Origin of the sequence: Paraburkholderia humisilvae (assembly GCF_902859855.1) — a bacterium.
In the GTDB taxonomy this organism is placed as follows: Bacteria; Pseudomonadota; Gammaproteobacteria; order Burkholderiales; family Burkholderiaceae; genus Paraburkholderia; species Paraburkholderia humisilvae.
This window is the reverse complement of the sequence record NZ_CADIKH010000052.1, coordinates 14,927-35,338: the sequence shown is the minus strand read 5'-3', so window position 1 is coordinate 35,338 and position 20,412 is coordinate 14,927. Positions and strand designations below refer to the sequence as shown.

18 protein-coding genes are annotated in these 20,412 nt (G+C 64.1%); 8 read left to right on the top strand and 10 right to left on the bottom strand.

Annotated elements, in window-relative coordinates:
* Positions 1-4 precede the first annotated feature (4 nt).
* Positions 5-1,864, top strand: a complete 1,860-nt coding sequence (gene tssF / locus HV796_RS32795) for a type VI secretion system baseplate subunit TssF (RefSeq protein WP_175232056.1) — start codon at positions 5-7, stop codon at positions 1,862-1,864.
* A gap of 54 nt (positions 1,865-1,918) precedes the next feature.
* Here tssF and HV796_RS32790 read toward each other — a convergent pair whose 3' ends face one another.
* The 5 genes from HV796_RS32790 to HV796_RS32770 form a co-directional block, all read right to left on the bottom strand.
* Entirely contained in the window at positions 1,919-2,962 is a 1,044-nt protein-coding gene (locus HV796_RS32790) for a sulfate ABC transporter substrate-binding protein (RefSeq protein ID WP_175232055.1), read from the bottom strand.
* A 94-nt stretch (positions 2,963-3,056) separates the two neighbouring features.
* Positions 3,057-3,578 carry a cupin domain-containing protein gene (locus HV796_RS32785; protein ID WP_175232054.1) on the bottom strand — a complete coding sequence of 174 codons (522 nt, stop codon included), beginning with the start codon at positions 3,576-3,578 and terminating at the stop codon, positions 3,057-3,059.
* Between the two features lie 385 nt (positions 3,579-3,963).
* Complete coding sequence (locus tag HV796_RS32780) at positions 3,964-4,701, bottom strand: MmgE/PrpD family protein (protein ID WP_175232053.1); 738 nt, start codon at positions 4,699-4,701, stop codon at positions 3,964-3,966.
* A complete protein-coding gene (locus HV796_RS32775) occupies positions 4,694-6,049 on the bottom strand; it encodes an MmgE/PrpD family protein (RefSeq protein WP_175232052.1) in 1,356 nt (451 codons plus the stop codon). Before HV796_RS32775 ends, HV796_RS32780 begins: the two co-directional genes overlap by 8 nt.
* The gene (locus tag HV796_RS32770) at positions 6,046-7,479 is read right to left on the bottom strand and encodes an MFS transporter (protein WP_175232051.1); all 1,434 of its coding nucleotides are present in this window, start codon (positions 7,477-7,479) and stop codon (positions 6,046-6,048) included. Before HV796_RS32770 ends, HV796_RS32775 begins: the two co-directional genes overlap by 4 nt.
* Positions 7,480-7,703: 224 nt before the next feature.
* On the opposite strand from HV796_RS32770, the gene HV796_RS32765 reads away from it, so the two are divergent.
* Positions 7,704-8,423 carry a GntR family transcriptional regulator gene (locus tag HV796_RS32765; RefSeq protein ID WP_175232050.1) on the top strand — a complete coding sequence of 240 codons (720 nt, stop codon included), beginning with the start codon at positions 7,704-7,706 and terminating at the stop codon, positions 8,421-8,423.
* Between the two features lie 185 nt (positions 8,424-8,608).
* Complete coding sequence (locus HV796_RS32760; protein WP_175232049.1) at positions 8,609-9,559, top strand: hypothetical protein; 951 nt, start codon at positions 8,609-8,611, stop codon at positions 9,557-9,559.
* A gap of 42 nt (positions 9,560-9,601) precedes the next feature.
* On the opposite strand, the gene HV796_RS32755 is transcribed toward HV796_RS32760, so the two are convergent.
* The gene (locus HV796_RS32755; RefSeq protein WP_246356156.1) at positions 9,602-10,219 is read right to left on the bottom strand and encodes a DUF302 domain-containing protein; all 618 of its coding nucleotides are present in this window, start codon (positions 10,217-10,219) and stop codon (positions 9,602-9,604) included.
* A 263-nt stretch (positions 10,220-10,482) separates the two neighbouring features.
* Between HV796_RS32755 and HV796_RS32750 the strand changes: the two genes are divergently transcribed.
* Together HV796_RS32750 and HV796_RS32745 are read left to right on the top strand one after the other, a co-directional pair.
* Entirely contained in the window at positions 10,483-11,100 is a 618-nt protein-coding gene (locus tag HV796_RS32750; protein ID WP_175232048.1) for a glutathione S-transferase family protein, read from the top strand.
* Positions 11,101-11,176: 76 nt separating this feature from the next.
* Positions 11,177-13,315: a 2Fe-2S iron-sulfur cluster-binding protein gene (locus HV796_RS32745; RefSeq protein ID WP_377756680.1), complete on the top strand. Its 2,139-nt coding sequence runs from the start codon at positions 11,177-11,179 to the stop codon at positions 13,313-13,315.
* A gap of 19 nt (positions 13,316-13,334) precedes the next feature.
* Here the strand turns inward: HV796_RS32745 and HV796_RS32740 are convergent, their stop codons facing one another.
* From HV796_RS32740 to HV796_RS32730, 3 genes are all read right to left on the bottom strand, one after another.
* A complete protein-coding gene (locus tag HV796_RS32740) occupies positions 13,335-14,795 on the bottom strand; it encodes a mechanosensitive ion channel domain-containing protein (protein WP_175232046.1) in 1,461 nt (486 codons plus the stop codon).
* Between the two features lie 263 nt (positions 14,796-15,058).
* On the bottom strand, positions 15,059-15,469 hold the full coding sequence (locus HV796_RS32735; RefSeq protein ID WP_175232045.1) for an FKBP-type peptidyl-prolyl cis-trans isomerase: 411 nt from the start codon (positions 15,467-15,469) through the stop codon (positions 15,059-15,061).
* Positions 15,470-15,649: 180 nt separating this feature from the next.
* Complete coding sequence (locus HV796_RS32730; RefSeq protein ID WP_175232044.1) at positions 15,650-17,047, bottom strand: FAD-dependent oxidoreductase; 1,398 nt, start codon at positions 17,045-17,047, stop codon at positions 15,650-15,652.
* 543 nt (positions 17,048-17,590) lie between these two features.
* On the opposite strand from HV796_RS32730, the gene HV796_RS32725 reads away from it, so the two are divergent.
* Complete coding sequence (locus HV796_RS32725) at positions 17,591-17,833, top strand: hypothetical protein (protein WP_175232043.1); 243 nt, start codon at positions 17,591-17,593, stop codon at positions 17,831-17,833.
* A gap of 158 nt (positions 17,834-17,991) precedes the next feature.
* Here HV796_RS32725 and HV796_RS32720 read toward each other — a convergent pair whose 3' ends face one another.
* Complete coding sequence (locus HV796_RS32720; RefSeq protein ID WP_175232042.1) at positions 17,992-18,975, bottom strand: LysR family transcriptional regulator; 984 nt, start codon at positions 18,973-18,975, stop codon at positions 17,992-17,994.
* Positions 18,976-19,069: 94 nt separating this feature from the next.
* Between HV796_RS32720 and HV796_RS32715 the strand changes: the two genes are divergently transcribed.
* Both HV796_RS32715 and HV796_RS32710 read left to right on the top strand, forming a co-directional pair.
* Entirely contained in the window at positions 19,070-19,384 is a 315-nt protein-coding gene (locus tag HV796_RS32715; protein ID WP_175232041.1) for an NIPSNAP family protein, read from the top strand.
* A 23-nt stretch (positions 19,385-19,407) separates the two neighbouring features.
* Entirely contained in the window at positions 19,408-20,397 is a 990-nt protein-coding gene (locus HV796_RS32710) for a D-2-hydroxyacid dehydrogenase family protein (protein WP_175232040.1), read from the top strand.
* Positions 20,398-20,412 lie beyond the last annotated feature (15 nt).

Genomic DNA, 20,412 nt, shown 5'->3' with positions numbered 1-20,412 from the left:
AACCATGACCGCGCCGTGGAAGAAGGATCCGCTTGAACACGAGACGCCATTCCTCAGGTATTTCGATGGGGAAATGCGCTATCTGCGCGAGGCAAGCCGCGAATTTTCACAGGAGCATCCTGACGCCGCTCAGCGTGCGGGGATGCTCAACGGCGAACCCGAGGGACCGGTCCGTGCGGTCTTTGAAGCCTTTGCGATGCTCGCGGCGCGGCTGCGCAGCAAGCTCGACGATGGCATGCCGGAAGTCACCGATGCGCTGCTCGATAATTTGTACGAGTATGCGGCGCGGGCGATTCCTTCCTTGTCGATCATCGAATGCATGCCCCTGGACCGAACGGGCTCAACGGCGTCGCAGATCCCCGCCGGAGCCGTGGTGCGCTCGACACCGATCGGTCCCGACGAGGTGCGGTGCCTGTACCGGACGACGCAGGCAGTCCAGTTGCTGCCGCTCTCGGTAGACGACGCGCACGTCGCGGTACGCGACGACGGACGCTCGGTCATCCGCCTGACGTTCGGCCACCGGCTCGAAGACCAGCGTGAGCGCACGGACCTCTCGCGCATCCGCCTTTACCTGCATGGTGACCGGCCCGCTGCTGCCGTGCTGTACGCGACGTTGACTCGCCAGGTCGCGTCAATCAGCCTGCGCCTGCCGTCGGTGCGCAACGGAGAACTGCAGCGCCTCGATCGTGTGCGCTTCGAGGCATCGGGCTTCGGCCCGTCGACGCGGCTGTGGCCGGTCATGGACCCCATGCGCGATCAGCAGCTGGACCGCGAGCAGACGCTGCTGGAGTACTTCGCGTTTCCGCAGAAATTCCACTTCGTGGACCTGTGCGGCTTCGATTCCTCGGTACTGCCAGCAGGCGAAGCGCAAATGACCTTTGAGATCGAACTGGACGCTCGCATGCCGGGCGACTATCCGGTCAGCCGGGAGAGCTTCCGTCTTTTCTGCACGCCCGTGATCAACCTGTTCGAGGTCGATGCACAACCGCTGCAGCCCGCCGACTGGCATGACCGCGAGCACCGCATCCGCATGCAGCCCTCGCTGGCTGAACATGTCGAGCCATACGATGTGCTCGCGGTCGTTGCCGCAGACCCTGAGGACAGTGCACGGCATGCCTACCAGGCGTTTGCGGGCTTCCGGCATCGCGGCTGGGCACTGCGTTACGAGAAACCGGAGCGGTACTTCCATACCTCGACACGTTTCGGCGTGCGGGGACGCGAACTGTGGGTCACGCTAGAGGGCCAGCTGTGGGCGGGGACGCGCCGCGACGCGCAGGGCGATGAGGACCGTCCCCATCCAGATCACTACCTGACCGCGCGCGCGCTCGCGAACAACGGGCGTCTGCCACGTATGGCACTGGCCAAGGCAACGATCACCGCGACGGTGTCGGGCTTCACCGGTATCGCGTCGGTGCGCAACCTGACGGCGCCGACCCCGCCGCTCTATCCGCCGCGCCATTACCCGGGATATGACTGGCGCGTGCTGGGCCACTTTACTGCGGGCGGCGCAAACGAGCTGAACCGCATCCACACGGAGGGCGCACCGGCGCTGCGTGAGACGCTGGAACTCTATGACTGGACGCCGGACGACGGGATTACGCGACGCATCGACGCGATCCGGAACGTGCGACTGTCCGCGCAGAACGTAGTCGCGCGCGGATACATGCTTAGCGAACTCCACGCATACGTCGAGCTCGACTCGACCGCCTTTGATGGGCCAGGCGATGCGGTGCTGTTTGGCGACGTACTCAGCCGCTTCCTCGATCGCTACGCGAGCGTCCACCATTCTATACGACTGATGCTGAGCGTTGACGGCAAAGAGTCCCTCTATCCGCGCATCGACTTCGACGGAGCACCTTTCTGATGAGCGACGACGATGCGCAACGCGCGCAGGCATACGCCCCGCGCGGCGCCCCCCCTACTTCCGATCCACAATAATCCGATCGAACGTCCCCCCATCCGCGAAATGCACCTGCTGCGCGTTCTGCCAGTTGCCGAACATCTGCTCGACGGTAAAGGTCTTGATCGGCTTGAACTCGCTCGCGTGCTTTGCGAGCACGGTCGGATCAGTCGGTCGCAAATGATGCTTCGCGATGATCTCCTGCCCGGCGGGCGAATACAGGAAGTCTAAAAACGCCTGCGCTTCCTTACGCGTGCCGCGCTTGTCGACGACCTTGTCAACGATCGCCACCGGCGGCGCCGCGACAATGCTCAGCGACGGGTAGACCACATCGAACCCACCGCCGCCAACCCCGCTGTCGATCAACGCCACCTCGTTCTCGAACGTCACCAGCACGTCGCCGATGCCACGCTGCGTGAAGGTCGTGGTCGCGCCGCGCCCGCCAGTGTCGAGCACCGGCACATTGCGGAAGATCGCTTTTTCGAAATCAAGCGCCTGCGCGTCGGTCCCGCCGTGCATCTTCCGATAACCCCACGCGGCCAGATACGTATAGCGGCCGTTGCCGGCCGTCTTCGGATTCGGAATCACCACCTCGATGCCGGGCCTCGCGAGGTCGTCCCAGTCCTGGATATGCTTCGGGTTGCCCTTGCGCACGAGGAACACCATCGTCGTCGTGTACGGTGCGCTGTCGCGCGGCAGACGCGTACGCCAGTTCTCCGGCAGCAAATGCCCCTGCTGCGCGAGCAGATCGATATCGTTCGGCTGGTTCATCGTCACGACGTCCGCCGGCAGGCCTTGCAGCACCGACAGCGCCTGCGCGCTCGACGCGCCATGCGACTGATGCACGTCGACCGTCTCGCCGGTTCTCTGCCTGTATTCGGCGGTGAAGGCAGGATCAATGTCCTTGTAGAGTTCGCGCGCCACGTCATACGACACGTTGAGCAGCGTCGTATCCGCGTGCGCCGCTCGCGGTGCGCCGTGCCACAGCGCCAGTGCCGCCATGGCCGCGAGCGCGGCGCGCGCAGCCGTCAGCCGGCGCGCTTGAGCCGTCTTGCCAGTCATTTTTTCTCCGTTGAAGGTCGCGAAGCAGGCGAAATAAATTGCCGACAGCCGCGCAGCACGCGGCCGTCCGCCCGCTATTATTCGCGAAGCCGGCTTACGGATGTTGTGAAAGCGGCAGCCCTTGCACGCCCGCATAGAAGACGATCAGCGTGACCGGGCTATCCCCCGTCACGCCGCGATGCACACTGCCGACGGTTTCAGGCAGCACCTGCCCTGCCCGCACGGTCTGTTTCTCGCCATTCTCCTTCTCGACGGTGATCTCGCCGGCGAGCACATAGCCGGCATTCGGCATCGGATGGGTATGCCACGGCAACACCGAATGCGCGGGGATGTCGATCTTCAGTACCGACAGTTGCGGTTGCCCTGACGGATAGGAGTGATAGCGCGTGCCATCCCACGCCTTGTCGGTTTTCAGCAGTGTTTCAATCTTGATGCCGGCCGGAGGCTCCTGCGCGAATGCGGCGCCTGAGCACGCAACACCGAAGACCGTGGCCAGTGCGACAAGCGATCCGCGAACGAACGGGCGTTGGGGCAGATGGAAATGGCAAGAAAGGAAGTCGTCCAAACGATACGAGGCGGAAGAAAAGCGGACTCGGGCCGCAGCATTGACTTGCATGATTAAATTCGCTCATTGAAAACGGACAATACGATCCGATCACGTTCGGGCAAACCGACGCTATTCAGCACCGCATATCGAACCGAACGCCTGGCGGGAAACGTTTATTCCGTTGAGTTCGCGCCCTTGCGCGCGGGCGTGCCGGCCCGCGCCGCCAGATTGACGCCGTCGTAGCTATGTCAGCGAGGTGTCACCGAGGGCGAGCGGGAAGGCGCTTTGAGCAAGCGCTTTTTCATCACACAATTTTCGATGGCAGCGAACCGGCTTTCTGTTCGTATTTTTCGCCGGTCGCACCGCAGCGATTTCATTCATGCACCGTGCGGACAGCGGCCGCCCGAACCACGGACCGCACGCCGTACCGCACTTAACCTACGCCGTATGCGCATCAGCGCAGCGACAGCCACTGGTCGCCCAGGCCGTCGATAATCGACGCCGCGTCGAACCGGTACGCCATCAGCGCCGCGAAACCGCGCCGCCCGTCGATCGAAGCCGGCGCACTGGTAAAGCCGTGCTTACCCATCAACGCCGCCTCGATCGCATCCGCTGCGGCTTTACCGACTTCGAGTGCGGCAAGCGGCTGACCACCGTTGTGCGCGAGCCCTGCCGACTGGGTCGCCGCGATGCCAAGCGCGTTGCGCATGCGCGTGCCGTCGAGCTTCAGCAAGCGCGTCACCGCAAGCACCGCGCCGAGCACGCCGACAGCCGACGCGACATTCCAGCGCGCGCGAAACTCATCGCTGTCGACCGCATTGCGAATGCGCAGCGCCGCCTCGATACCAACCGCGGCCGCCGCCGCAAGCTCATCGGCATCGGCGGACATCAGTTCGCCGGTCGCGACGACCGCCGCCAGCACCGGCGTCGCGGTGGTCGCGGGTTGCTCGTTCGCGAGCGTCGCACCGAGCGCCCACGCTTGCACGCGCGTGTCGTTCGGGCCGCTGCCCTGCGATAGCAACAGCGCGGCGGTTTGACGTCCCGCATGGTTGAGCGACGCGAGATTCGAGCGCGCATGCGCGACCGCGCGTGCCGCAGCGGCGACGGCCGGCGCGCCTTGCTCGGTCAGCGGGCCCGATGCGAACTTGATCAGCGCATCGGATACGGCGGAATGGGTAGCGGGGTTATGCATGATTCGATTCCTTCGTCGGAGTGCAAAGCGCGAAAAGCGCATCGAGATTCTTCGCGTCGGCGATACCGTCGACGACAGCAGCCAGCTTCATCGCCGTACCGTTGCCAAGCAGCGGATCCACCAGCAAGCGCACCTTGTTCAGCAGTTCGTCGTCGGTCAGCGGACGCGCCAGACTGCCGCGCGCATGCTCGACGTGATGTTTGACGGTCGTGCCGTCTTTCAGCCGCGCTTCGATGAATACTTCATCGCGATTCACCGACGTATCCGGTGCGAGGGTCGTTTTCGCGCGCACCGCCTTCACGTCGTCCTGCACGACACGCGCATCTTCGTATTGCGCGATGCCGACCACCTTGTCGCACAATGCCGCCGCGACGCCATGAATCGCGCTGAAACGCGCCTGCAAGCCATCCTTCGGCTGCGGATTGCCCATCAGCTCGGGCACGAGCGGATGGCAGCGCAACGTGATCGCGTCGATATCAGCCGGATTCGCGATCTTCTCCGACAGCGCGAGGCCGCCGTCAATCGCCGGATGCGCGACGATGCCGCACGGATACGGCTTGTAGGTGTTGAACAGCAGTTCCCAGCGCTCGCCGAACGCGCCGTTCATCAGATCGAAATCGACCTTGGTCGACATCGAGTGCGAATAGCCGCCTTGCGCTTCAAAGATATCGGCTTGCGCGTGCTGCCCCGCCTGCGCGAGGCGCGCGGCCGCGATGCCGTTCGACGCGGCCTTGCCCGGGTGGTACGGCTTCGTCATCGTGCCGAACGCTTCGCGATGGCCGACGAACATCGACGCGGCAATCCCGACCGCATGCGTGAGCTGCTGTTCGTCGAGACCGAGCAGCAACCCCGCGGTCACCGCGCAGCCGATCACCCCGCACGTGCCGGTGATATGCCAGCCGCGATCGTAGTGCTCCGGCGAGATCGACACGCCGACGCGCAGTTGCGCCTCGCAACCGAGCGCGAACGCGGTGAGCGCCTGCGCGCCATCCGGCTTCGTCTCCGGCGCGAGCGCGGTGAGCACCGCGAGCACCGACGCGGCCGGGTGAATCACCGTCGCGAGATGAGTGTCGTCGAAATCGTCGAGATGGCCGGCAAAGCCGGTGGCGAGCGCCGAGAAGTGGACATCGACGCGTTCGGTGCGGCCCGGCACCGGCGCGAGCGCGCCCACGTGCAATTCGCGCGCGGTGGACAGAATCGCATCGACACCCGGGTGGCGCGACGCACCGATCGACGTTCCGACCACATTGATAAACGAACGCCGTGCCTCCCGTTGGACTTCCGCGGACAGCGGACGCTGCGCGAGCGCATGGAGGCCCTGCGCAAATGCGGCGGCGACAAAACTCATTGAGACAACTCCTCGAGACGAACGCCGTTGGTCTTCGGACCGAGCACGCTGACCATCACGACGATCACTAACATGGCTGACGAAATCAGCACGAACACGGCGGTCACACCCGAATGCTTGAGCAGAGCCGCCACCCAGAACCCCACAAAAATCGAACTGACCCGGCTCCAGCTGAATACGAAGCCGACCGCGCGGGCGCGGATACGGGTCGGATACAGCTCGGCCTGATACGTATGGAAAATGCCGATCAGCCAGTTGTTCGCGATCGTCACCGCGCTGCCGCAGATCAGGATCGTCGCGGTGTCGCGCGCGAGGCCAAACAGCACGCCCGCGACCGCGACGACGAGCGCGCAGCCGACCAGCTGCCACTTGCGCTCGATGCGTTCCGCGCAGGTCATCGCGCCGATCGCGCCAAGCGGCGTCGCGAACGCGATCACCATCGTGTACAGCAGCGAGTGCGTGATCGTGATGCCCTTCGAATACAGCAGCACCGGCACCCATGAGCCGAAACCGTACACCCCGAAGGTCTGGCAGAAATTGAAGAACGACAGCATGACCGTGCGCGGCAGATAGCGGCCCTTCCACATCTCGGACCACGAGCCCTGTTCCTTGCGCGCCGCAGGCGCGTGCGCGTTCGCGGCGGCCGGTGCATCAGCTTGCGGCGGTGCGAGCGGCTGGCCGGTTTCCGCAACCACACGCGCTTCGATCGCATCGACAATCGCATGCGCTTCACCATGGCGCCCCTTGCTTTCGAGCCAGCGCGGCGATTCCGGCAAGCCGCGCCGCACGAACCAGATTGCGATCGCGCCGGCCGAGCCGATAATCATCACCCAGCGCCAGCCTTCGAGGCCGAACACCGTGCGCGGCACGAGCCCATACGCGAGCACCGCGACGACCGGCACCGACGTGAGGATCACGAGAATGCTGAACGCCATGTAGCGGCCGCGCGTCTTGTACGGCGTGAGCTCGGAGATGTAGGTATCGACCGTGAGCAATTGCACGCCGATGCCCGCGCCGGCCACGAAACGCCATACGTCGAGCGCCTCCGGCGAAGTCTGGAACGCCGCGACGAACGTCGCGATCGAATAGATCACCATCGCCGCGGTAAAGACCGCGCGGCGCCCATAGCGGTCCGTGATCCCGCCCAGCGCCACCGTGCCGACGAACATGCCGGCGAAGAATGAACCGAGAAAGCTCGCAAAGCCATTGATATCGAAGAGCCCCGCGGTCGTTGCGCGATACAGGCCGCTGTGGATCAAACCGAGCGACACATACGCCGCCATGAAAAGTTCATAGAACTCGAACCAGCCGCCTACCGCGATAAGCGCGACCAGTCCTCTGAAATAGCGGGTGGGCGGCAGCCGGTCGAGCCGCGCCGATACGCTCGCATTGCCATACCCGGACGTTGCGAGTTCTTTGTCCATGTACATCGACGTCTCCTGTCTTCTCAACGGAAAGTGTGTGCCTTGAATACATTACTGTCGACACTTATACCCAGTATGCAAGGAGTTTCGAGTAAACTCAAGTTAAACCTTGATGAAGTGTGCACACTTTAAGTTCCGGAACGACCGGGGCGTTTGTCGCCGGGCGGCGCCGGTTTGTTAGAATCTGGCGCCGTGCAACGCAGCGGCTGCAGTTGAGCGAGGAACAGAACATGGTCAGAGATGGGGAGAAGCACGCGGCGGCCAGTGCGGGTGCGGGCACGGCGCCGCTCGAAGAAGCGGATTCGCCGCGCGTGGCGGAAATCGTCGATTGGGTCGCGCGCGGCATCATCGAAGGACGTCTGAGGCCCGGCGACGACCTGAACTCGGTCGATCTCGCGAAGCGCTTCAGCGTGAGCCGCACGCCGGTACGCGAGGCGCTGTTCGTGCTGAGCCGCGAAGGACTGGTCGACTGGTCCCCGCGGCGGCGGCCGCGCGTGTCGACACTCAACATCAAGGACGTGCGCGAGATCTACCAGTTGCGCGCGGTGTTGTACGCGCAGGTGTCGTACGCGATCGTCGAGCAAGCCACCGACGACGATATCGCCGCGTTGTGGCGCACGCACAAGCGCCTCGCCGATGTCGCGGCACGCGAGGACGTGGACGGCTATTTCTGGGCGAACGTCGCATTTCGCGACGAAGAGCTGCGCGTGAGCCGCAACAACATCTACAAGGAAGTGCTCGACACGCTGAAGATGCGCACTAACCGGCTGCGGCATCTGAGCGCGTCGCTGCCTGGCCGTCTGCAGCGTTCGTGCGCCGATCACCAGCGGCTGTGCCAGGCGTACGAGGAACGCGACGGCGTGCTGGCCGCGGCGCTGAACCGCTCGATCGTGCTCGGTGCGCTGCATGCGATCGAGCTCGCATGGGAACAAGACCCGGAGAAGTTCTGAACGGACGACGGCGGCTCGTCGTCGCGCCTTCGCGGGCTGGCGGCACGCGTCTTCGCGACGCTCGCTGATATCACTACATCCAAGGTCGAATCTCTGAGTTAATCGCACTGAAACGATGCAGCCGGTGACGCCGGAGCCCTGGCGGGCGACCGGATCGCCTGCACCCTCACCCGGAGCGTTTCGCGATGATCAGATTTTCCACCTTCCACGGCGGCACGCGTGTCGAGCCAGGCAGCATCGGTACGCCGGAAACGAATGTCCCTGACCTTCAAAGCCAGCAGCCGGCACGAGCCGAACAGACTCGGCGAAGTACCGGACATACGGCGGGCGGCCCGCTCCCATCCGCTGGATCGCCTGTGCACGGACGGCCGGCACGTGCCGCGACAGGAGCCGCCGGCAACGCGACCGGCTACCTGCCCGACGCCTATATCGGCGTACCCAAAGGCGATTTGCAGTCCGATCCACGTCACGCGGGCGTGCTCATCGACGAAACAGGCCAACCGTATGTTCCGGTCGGCGGCCACTACTACGCGGTACGCAGCGACACAACGAACGGCACATGGCGCGCGGTCCAGTTGCAGGAGCCGGTCAAGCCGGGCATTCCGATCCGGCGCGATGCGGCGGGCAACTGGCACCCGCATGGCGACGCGGGCGGGCCGGGCGGCAAGCCGCTTCCAACGCGCGCGCAGCTGCAGTCCGACCTGCGCGCAACGGAAGCGACGCTGCACGAACTCACCGTCCGACGAATAGGCCAGCGTCACGACATGTTCGATCTTCGCGACATGCTGCACGAACACGAAACGTTTCGCGAGGACACCCGCGCTGGCCTCGCGGCGGCGCGCAGCGAGCTCGCTCTTTCCCGAGGTATGGCTGAATACTTTGCACGACAAATCGAGCGCGGTGACCCAGACATCTCGTTCAGGAGCGGACTTGAGCGGATGGCCCACCGGATCGAAGACGCGACACGGGCGATAGCAGGGCTGCAGCGGCTGATCGATCAGGCTGGTGCGGAGCGTGTCAGACTACGAAGCCGCATCGCTGCGGCGAACGCTGACGTGGAGCGCACCACCGAGGAGATCCTCCGCGCGAGGATTCGGTTAATAGAACTCGACGGGCTATCGAACAGTCTCGATTAGCGCGTGCGAGTCGCGACGTATGCTGTAACCACACGCGCCGCGCTACTGCCCCGCCACCGCACGCAGCAACGCCGGCACCGGCTGCAACGCAACCAGCTGTGACGCAACGACACCATAGGAAGTGAGCGTCTTCGTCACGTCCTGATAGTCGATGTAAACGCGCCGATCGGCGTCCTCCCACACCACTGCCCTAAGCGGCAACTCCAGCGCCGCATGCGGGTAGGCGGCCATCACCGGCGTGCCTGACTTCGGATTGCCAAACAGGAATAACCGGGGCGGCCGCAACGGCAGGCCGACACCCGCTGCAGCTTCGCTCTGGTCGATATCGGCAAACAACGTCAGCCCGCGCGCCGCAAGCGTATCGCGCAAGCGCGTAATGGTGGTCGCGAAATCGTACTGGCTCTGCACGGTGACAAGCGACGCGGGAACGGCATCCGGAGTTTCGGCTCGGGCAGTCATGACGGGCTCCATCCAAAAGGTGAAGAAAACCAGTAGCGACGCGGCGGCAACGCGCGATGGGTGATGGGCGACGTCGAGCCTCTTCATCGCATTGCCCTCATAAGCGGGCAGATACCGTCCGATGAATACCAGCCGCGCCGCAACCACGCTCGCAAACAGGATCAGCGGCTCCAGCGGCAGCGAAAAGAATCCAAGATTCATCGATTGGCGCACCCGTTTCCGAAACCGCAGATCCCCCGCGGCAAGTGTAGCGGCACAGCCTGCCTACCGGCATGCCCAAACGGCTCATCGATCTGCTTGCGCGGCTCAAACACCTCGCATGCATGCGATCGTCCGCGCATTCTTCTCGCAACGAGAAAAATGCTTTGGGCTAGCCGTCTATTCAGAATCGCGCCCCACGCTCCTACACTGCGAGCCAGGGGTCCGGATGGTCCGGGCCACCCATTCGACACGAGACTCGCGACATGAAACTGTATTACCACCCCCTGTCCGGCCATTCGCACCGCGCTCACCTCGGCCTGTCGCTGCTTGGTGTTCCGCACGAGCTGATTGAAGTGAATCTCGCGGCCGCCGAGCACAAGTCGCCTGAGTTCCTGAAGCTGAACCCTTTCGGGCAGATTCCGGTGCTGATCGACGGCGATACCGTGATCCCCGATTCGAATTCAATCCTTGTCTACGTGGCGCGCAAGTTTGGCAAGACTGACTGGCTGCCACAAGGAGCACTCGATGAAGCGGGCGTGCAACGCTGGCTATCGGTCGCCGCCGGCGAAGTTGCTTACGGACCCTGCGCGGCGCGGCTCATCACCGTGTTCGGCCGCGAGCTGAATGCGCCAGAAGTGATTGCGCGCGCACACCGGATTCTCGGGCTGATTAACACGACGCTGAGCGGCCACGACTATATCGTCGGCACCGCGCCGACGATCGCGGACATCGCGCTTTACAGCTATATCTCAAGCGCGCCCGAAGGCAACGTGGACTTGTCCGGTTACCCGCAGGTGCTCGCGTGGCTGCGCCGCATCGAAGCATTGCCGGGCTTCGTGCCGTTCCAGAAAACGCCGGCCGGGCTTGCAGCCAATCCGTAAGCGGTACGCTACGCGCGACCGCACGCTGGGTCGCGCGGCGCAACAGACGATGCGTCGCAGATTCTGAAGGAGCGCAATGATGGACATGACCTCACCCGCATGGTTCGATGAAGCCGACTCGCCGTGGCACGCGGGCGAGGTTGCGCTGCAGCGGCAGGCTGGCGTCGCCGAGCGGATGAAGGACCTCGGGCGACGCGTGGTGCGCGACCATATGCCCGATCAGCATCGTGCGTTTTTCGCGCAGCTGCCGTTCGTCGCGGTCGGTTCAGTGGATCGCGACGGTGACGTATGGGCGACGCTGGTCGCCGGCAAGCCGGGTTTCATGCAGGCGCCGACCGCGCACAAGCTGCGCATCGACGCACGGCCTGCACCGCGCGACCCCGCGGCAGCCGGCATCCATGACGGCGCCGCGGTCGGCCTGCTCGGCATCGAACTGCATACGCGCCGGCGCAACCGGATGAACGGCATCGTCAGCGACAGCGGCGCGACGGGGTTCGCGGTCGATGTCGCGCAAAGCTTCGGCAATTGCCCGCAGTACATCCAGATGCGCAATTTCGCGTTCACGCGCGACCCCGCGCTCGCTGCGCACGCCGAGCCCGTTATCAGCGGCGAGCTATCGGAACGCGCGCGTGAAATGATCGCCAGCGCGGATACGTTCTTCGTCGCATCGTACGCGGACCGTACGGGGTCTCGTCGCGAGGTCGACGTGTCGCATCGTGGCGGCAATACCGGCTTTGTGCGCGTCGGCGCGGACGGTGTGCTGACGATCCCGGACTTTGCCGGCAACTCGTTCTTCGCGACACTCGGCAATATTCTCGTGAATGGCCGCGCGGGCCTCGTGTTCGTCGACTTCGCAAGCGGCGACCTGTTGCAGATCAGCGGCGACGCAACGGTCGACCTCGATTCGCCGGAAGTCGCCGCATTTCAGGGCGCCGAGCGGCTGTGGCGGGTGAAGCCACGGCGCGTCGTGTACCGCGCGGGCGCGCTGCCGCTGCGCTGGGTATTTCACGAAAACGGCTGGTCGCTGAATTCGCTGATGACCGGCAACTGGGCCGAAGCGGAAAACCGCCGCAAAGCAGCGGCACTCGCCGACACCTGGCGGCCGTTCAGGGTCACGCAGATCGTCGACGAAAGTGCGACGATCCGATCGTTTCATCTGGAGCCGCTCGATGGCGCCGGCGTGCTTCCGCATGCGGCGGGACAGCATTTGCCGATTCGTGTCGTGTTGCCGGATACGACCGCAACGGGCGCAACAACGACACCCGCATCCGCGGCGACGCGGCGCAGGACGTACACGATCTCGTCGGGCCCTGCGGACGGCGCCTACCGGATCAGCGTGAAGCGCGACGGACGCGTGTCGCGGCATCTGCACGATACGCTGCGCGTGGGCAGCATGCTCGAAGCACGCGCGCCCGCCGGCCGCTTCACACTCGATGCGCACGAACAGCGGCCGGCGGTGCTGCTCGCGGCGGGCGTCGGCATTACGCCGATGATCGCGATGCTCCGGCATATCGTCTATGAAGGGCTACGCACACGCCACATGCGTCCGACCTGGCTGTTCCAGTCCGCGCGCACGCTGCGCGAGCGCGCGTTCAACGACGAGATCGACTATCTCGCGAGCGTGTCCGGTGGCGTGGTGGAAGTGGTGCGCACGCTATCCGATCCGCAACGCGCGCTCAAAGGCAAGGACTTCGACCACGCGGGGCGGATCGATATCGCGCTGCTGCGGGAAACCCTGCCGCTCGACGACTACGATTTCTATCTGTGCGGCCCGGCCGGTTTCATGCAGTCGCTCTATGACGGCTTGCGCAAGCTGAATATCGATGACGCGCGGATTCATGCGGAAGCGTTCGGGCCATCCGGTGTCACGCGCACGCGCGATGCGAAGGCCGCGGGCATCGCGTCGGCGGCTGCCGTGCCGCATACTCCGGCGACCGCGTCCACGCCGGTCGTGTTCGCGAAATCGGGCAAAGAAGCGCGCTGGGAGCCGGCGCGCGGCACGCTGCTGGAGTTCGCCGAAGCGCAAGGGTTAGCACCGGAATTCAGCTGCCGGGGCGGCAGTTGCGGAAGCTGCCGCACCCGCATTGTAGACGGCGCGGTTGCATATTCGAACCCGCCGGAGTATCCGGTCGCGGAGCACGAAGCGCTGCTCTGCTGCGCGGTGCCCGCCAGCCCCGAAGCCGCCGGCGCCGCGCCGCTCGTGCTCGATCTGTGACGCGTACGCGGGCGTGCGCTCAGAAGGTCAGATCGTGCAACTTGCGCATCCCGTCGAGCAGCCACTGAAACAGCCCCTGCTCGGTATGCGCGGCCGGCGCCTCGGATGACGAAATGCGGCTTAACTTGTCGCTCCGCTTCGCGAGCAACTCGCACATCTGCTTCGCGACATCGGGGTTGCGCTTAAGCAGCGGCGTCAGGTCGTCCTTCTTCAACCGGTAGACGATCACGGGGCTCAACGCCGTGACCTTCACCCGCAACGGCATGCCCGCGATCAACCCCTGTTCGCCCATCGTGTCGCCGGGGCCGAGCCGGGAGACTTCGATGCTGCCGACGGCGGGATCGTCCATCGTCACGCTCAGAATGCCGGACTCGACGATCGTCAGACACTCCGCCACCACCTCCTTCGTCAGCAGCACGTCGCCTGCCTCGTATTCCTTGCGTTGCAGCAGCGGCGCAAGGTTTTGCATTTCGTCGCGACTCAATGTCGAGAACAGGTCGACGCGCCGCAGCAACGCTTCGCGCGGATCGTCGATCATCGGCGGCGCGGCCGGCACGCCGAGCGCCCGCAATTCGACGCCCGCCGACGCGAGGTGCCGATAGCAAAGATCAAACAATTCGTTCGTCACCGCGGTTTTCTTGCCCATGTCGTCGATATAGCCGGTCACTTCGTACAGCACTGAATTGACCGTGCTGTGCTTCGCGGTCACATACGGCGCCGGGTCCGACATCAGCGACGTGACGCTCGCGACCGCGCGCTCGAGCGCGCCGATCACGTTTGCTGGGCGCTCCTGCGGAGAGATCTCGAGGCTGACCTTCACGCCATGCAGCGCGCCGGGCCGATTGTAATTGGTGATCTTCGTTTTCGCAGCCACCGCGTTCGGCACGATCACGACATTGCCTTGCGAGGTCAGTAGATGCGTCGCACGCCAGTTCATTTCGACGACCCGTCCGTCGACGTCGTCGATCAATACCCAGTCGCCGATATGATACGGCTCGGTCGTATTGAGCACGATGCCGGCGAACACATCGCTAAGCGTGCTTTGAATCGCCAGACCGAGCACGATGGCGAGCGCGCCGGACGTCGCGACGAGCCCGCGAATCGGCAGTTCGAGCACGAAGCCGAGCGACGCGACGATCGCGGCGAGAAACACCAGCGCGCCGAAGACATCCTGAAACAGCCGCTGGCGGCGCCACGCGTGCGGCAGCAGCAGCGTATCGAGCGCCTGACCGAGCAGCCGCGCGCCGGTCAGCCACCAGATGATCTCAAGTACCTGTCCGGCCACGTGCTGTGGCATCGACCCATAGCTGGGCGCCTGCGAGAACGGACTCAGGCCGGAAGCAAACAGCACGAAGCTGAGCACCGCGAATAGCGCGAGGCGGACAAGAAGCCGTGGCACTTCCTGTCCTGGCAGTTGAAAACGCCATGCGGCGAGATCGACAACGATGATCGCGTAACCGATGATCAGAGGATGGTCCAAGGCGCCTCCATGTGAAGTCAAACGAAGGCGCCGGCCGTTGCCCACCGGTGATTTCGCGGCAAGCTGCCGCGCCGGCGCACGACTGCTCACAGTAACACGCGACACGCCTTTTTCGCTGGTTGCCCCGTCACACGCCGTGTTGCGCAGCACACAACACACGGCGGCCGCGCATCAGAAACGCCGCATCGGCGGCGCGTTGCACGGCGCCGATGCGACAGGCGGATCGGACTACGGAAAACGAAAAGGAAACCGCAAACGCGGTCTTACTTGACGATCGCGAGCAGTTCGACTTCGAAGGTCAGATCGCTGTTCGGCGGAATGATGCCGATCCCGCGCGAACCATAGGCGGTCGCGGCGGGACACGTGAGTTTTGCTTTCTCACCGACTTTCATCGTCGCGACGCCTTGCGTCCAGCACGGAATCACACGGTTGAGCGGGAACTCCGCCGGGCCGCCATGTTTGGCCGAGCTGTCGAACTCGGTGCCATTGGCAAGCGTGCCGCGGTAGTTGACGCGCACGACGTCGGTGGCGCTCGGCTGCGGCCCCGTGCCGGGCGACACATGCTCGACGATCACGCCCGACGGCAGCTTCTCGGTCGAGCCTTGAGCGGCGCACGCGCTGCCGGCAGCGGATGCGAAAACGGCGGCGGTCAGCGCGCACAATGCGAATTTCATCAGGTTCTCCTCGTGAATGGGCGGCGCTATTGTAACGAATCGGGTCCGGCCCAGGTTTGACGTGGGCCCGGCCCGGGTTTGCGTCGCTCATTCATGCGGACTTTGCAGGCGCTCGATGAAGCGCTGATGAAACGCAAGCCGCGCAACACGGCCGGCCGCGCGGTCCCGGCCGCACCCGGCTCAGCTTGCGCGCGCCGGCACGTTGCCGAGCAGTGGCCCAAGACCCTCCGCATAGGTCAGGTGCGCGATCACCGCATCGCGCAGCTTCGGATACGGCAGGTCCGCGAGCATCGCAGTCTGCATGGCCACCATCACTTCGCCGGACTCCGCGCCGAGCATCGTGAAGCCGACAATCCGATCGTCGTGGGCGCCGACCAGCACTTTCATGAAGCCGAGCGTCTCGTCGGTCGCTTCGCCGCGCAACACGTTCTTCATCGGCAGCTTCGCGACCCGCACCGGAATCTGGCGACGCTTCGCCTCGCTTTCGTTGAGACCGACATGCGCAAGCGGCGGATCGGTGAACATGCAGTACGGCACCAGCCGGTCCTGCGTACTGCGCTTGCCGCCCGCCATGTTGTCGCGCACGATCCGGAAGTCGTCGACCGACACGTGCGTGAACTGCGGGCTGCCCGCGCATTCGCCGATCGCCCATACATCAGGCGCGCTCGTCTGCAGCCGGTCGTTCACGCGTACATAGCCGCGCTCGTCCAGTTCGATACCCGCCTTGTCGAGGCCGATGCCGGCGGTATTCGGAATGCGGCCGGTCGCGACCAGCAGATGACTGCCTTCGACGGTCTTTTCAGTGCCTGCCACGCGGACCGTTACGCGCACGTCCTTACCGGATTGACCGGCGACTTTCGTGGTTTGTGCGCCGAGCAGCAGTTCGATTCCTTCGCCACGCAACATGTTTTGCACTTCGTCGGCAATGTCCGGGTCTTCGCGATGCATCAGGTGCGGGTTGTGATCGATGATCGTCACGCGGCTGCCGAAACGCCGCAACGCCTGTGCCATTTCAATGCCGATATAGCCGCCGCCGAGCACGATCAGGTGCTCAGGCAGTGCGTCGAGCTCCAGCGCTTCGATATGCGTGAGCGGCTGCGCGTCCTTGAGTCCGGCAATGTCCGGTATCGCTGCATGCGAGCCGAGGTTGACGACGACCTGGCCGCCGGTCAGCGTGCGCGTGCCGCCGTCGTTGAGCGCGACTTCGATCGTCTTCGGCGCGATGAACTGGCCGGTGCCCATGATCAGTTCACCACCGGTCGACCGATACAAGTGCAGATGCGCGGCGATCTCGCGCTCGACCATATCCTGCTTGCGCTGCCGCACCTTCGCGAGATCGGTTTTCACAGCACCCGTTATCGTGCCGAAGTCCGCTGCATGGTGCGCGAGGTGCGCGACCCGCGCACTCCAGATTTCGTTCTTGCTCGGCAGGCACGCAACCGCGGGGCACGAACCGCCGACCCATTGGCGCTCGACCACCGCCACCTTCTGCCCTGAGCGTCCAAGATGCCACGCGAGCAGCTTGCCACCCTGACCGCTGCCGAGGATCAGCGTGTCGAATTGTTCCAGTTTGGACATTCCCTCTTCTCCGTGGTGGTAGGGTCTGTTTGCATCTGGAACGTGCATGCGTTGCCCCGGGAAGGGTCGCTCGCAAGGACTGCGACGCAGCGAATACTCGACGTATTCGCAAGGAGCATGACGCCGCGAGCGGCCCTTCCCGGGGCAACCCCAACTCTGTTCTTCCTTCGAGGGGAATGCCCGAAATCGGCCGCATGGCGGCGTCGCGCGTCGCTAATTTGGCTCGGCCAAACGGCGCTCCTTACTCCCTGCCCCGCGGCCGATTTCGGGCATTCGCATGTACGTTCCAGATGTAAACAGACCCTAAATGAAATGACCCGTGCGATTTCTCAACGGGCACCTCATTGTGATCAGTCGGACAAACGCACTCTGTGCAAATTGCGCCAGCTTTAGCGACATCGCACCTTTCGGGTTCCTGCATAGGGAATCGCGTGCCCTAACTTTGCCCTCATTGAGCGGCATTACGCTTGTCAGCATTCGAGTTCGCCGCACCACGCCGAACGGACGAATCAGACCAACCAAGTTTGCATTCAGGAGTCGAAAATGAGCTTTACCCCTTCTCTTTCACTGTTCATTGGACTGGGAATCATGGTCGGCGTCATCTCGACCCTGCTTGCGATCATCGTCGACCGGATCGACACGCGAATGGCTCAACGGTCCGTTGAAAAAGCACTCGCGGCGCGCCGCGCACGCAAGGCGCGCGAAGCGCGGCGAACGTGGGAGGAACACAGCGAAGACTACTCCTGCGTCGGGATGGGCCTCGGCGCCAGCCGGGTCATCGACTGAAGTGAACGCAAGTCAGGCAAAGCCAGCCTCTACGCTGATCAGGCGCCGCAGAAAGGCGAAACGGGCGGAATACCGGCAGGCAACCCGCAGGAAACCACCGAAGGCCGATTGCTAACGATCGGTCGTATCACAGGCATCGTGCCGGTTCGTTGTCCGATTCACACGCGCAAGGTTTCGTCAGCGAGCGACGGCTCGACCCGTACCCCCGGAAAACGCGCAAGCTGCGGCGCCGCGGCGCGCACATAGTGCAGCATCGTCGCCGCGGCCGGCGACAGCGACTTGCCCTGGCGGCGCAGCACACCGACCGTCCGCGTAAGCACCGGCTGCGACAGCAAGCGCAATTTCAGCGTATCCAGCGGCGCGCGCTGCGCAGCCAGCGCGGACATGATCGACACGCCGACACCGCGCGCAACCAGCGTTTCAATCGTCGACGTATTCGACACACGATAGCGCGGCTCGCGCACTTCAACACTCAAGCCCGGCGTGCGGCTCAACTGATGCTGCATCCCGAGGTCGGGACTGAAGCCGATGATCCGATAGCCGGCGACGTCCTGCCACGATAGCTCGCCGGCGCTTGCGGCAAGCGCGTGGTGCGGCGCAAACACGACACCGAAGCTGTCTTCGAAGAGTGGTTCGAATACGAGTTCCGGATCATGCTCCCACGGGCTGCAAATGCCGAAATCGACATCGCCGCTGATAATGCGCTGCTGCACCGTTTCCGAATTGTCTTCGCGCAAATAGATGTCGATGTTCGGATAGGCATCGATATAGGCCGCCACCGCTTGCGGCAATAGCAGCGCCATCACCGACGGCACCGCCGCCACGCCCACTTTGCCGCGCTCGCGTTTGCCCAGTGCGCGCATCGTGCGGATCGACGAATCGAAATCCTGCAACAGCCTTTCAGCCGACGGCAAAAACTCGTGGCCGGCCTGCGTCAGATCGAGCCGCCGCGTCGAGCGATCGAACAGCATCACGCCGAGATCGTCTTCGAGATGCTGGATCGTCAGGCTGAGCGCCGATTGCGTGACGAACAGCGTCTCGGCCGCGCGCGTCAGGCTCCGATGCTGCGCGACCGCGACAAACGCGCGGATATGCCGGATCGAAAGGCGTTTGGAAGCTGAATTGAAGGACTTGTCATTCATCGATTTTGCTCGTGAATCATGCGAATTTAATCGATTGTATTACTCCATCCGGCACCTCTAGACTCACCGCATGAATCATCAAAAGGAGACACGGATGTTGGTGGATTTGCGCCGCTACACGATCGTACCTGGCCAGTTGAAGGCCTATCTGGCGTTGTACGAAAAGTACGGCTTGCCGGTACAGCGCCGGCACGTGGGCGACCCGCTCGGCTATTTCATCTCCGAAGTGGGCACGTTGAACCAGGTCGTGCACCTGTGGGGTTACGAGAGTTTCGAAGACCGTCTGCGGCGCCGCGCCGCGATGGAAGCGGACCCGGACTGGGCCGAATACAAGAAGATGACCGCGCAAGGTTATATCCAGCGTCAGGAAAACCAGCTGGTGATGTCCGCGCCGTGGTCGAAGATCTGAATGCGCACAAGGAGACCGACGCAATGAAGTTGATCATTTCCGACGACTACCAGGACTGCGTGCGCACGCTCGATTGCTACGCAAAGCTCGCCGCGCAATTCGACGTCGAGATTCACCACGACACGCTGCAATCCGTCGACGCGCAGGCCGCGCGCTTTGCCGATGCCGACGCGCTGCTGCTGATTCGCGAGCGCACGCCGGTCACGGCGGAACTGCTCGCGCGTCTGCCGAAGCTGAGGTTCATTAGTCAGACCGGCCGCGCGGCGAATCACGTCGACCTCGCCGCGTGCACCGCACGCGGCATTCCGGTATCCGCGGAAGGCTCGGCCACGACGGCCGCCGCCGAGTTGACCTGGGCGCTTGTGATGGCGGCGATGCGCAAGGTGCATGTCGAAGCGAACCGGCTGAAGGCGGGCCTATGGCAAGGACATCTCGGCATTGGACTCAAGGGCCGTACACTCGGCATTGCCGGATACGGCAAGATCGGCAGCGTGGTCGGCGGCTACGGGCGCGCGTTCGGTATGCGCGTCGTCGCACTCGACGATCACGAAACATCGCGCGCAGCCGCGCTCGCTGACGGCATCGGCAGCGAAAGCGACCGGCAGACGTTTTTCGCGCAGGCCGATGTCGTGTGCTGCCATCTGCGGCTGCTGCCGGCCACGCGCGGCGCGATCACGCTGCGGGATCTGTCGGCGATGAAACCCACCGCGCTCTTCGTCAACACGAGCCGCAGCGAAGTGATCGCACCGGGTGCGCTCGAAACCGCGCTCAAAGCGGGCCGGCCCGGCTTTGCCGCGGTCGACGTCTACGAACATGAGCCGATCTATGCGGCCGATCATCCGCTGCTCGCGCTCGACAATGTGCTCGCGACGCCGCATATCGGTTACGTCGAGAAGGACACGTACGAGCACTATTTCGGCATTGCAATCGATCAGCTGCTCGCCTGGCGCGCGGGCGCGCCGATCAACGTGCTCAATCCGCAAGCGCTCGCCGTCGCCCCGGCGGCGGGCTGAGCAGGCGCACGCCAC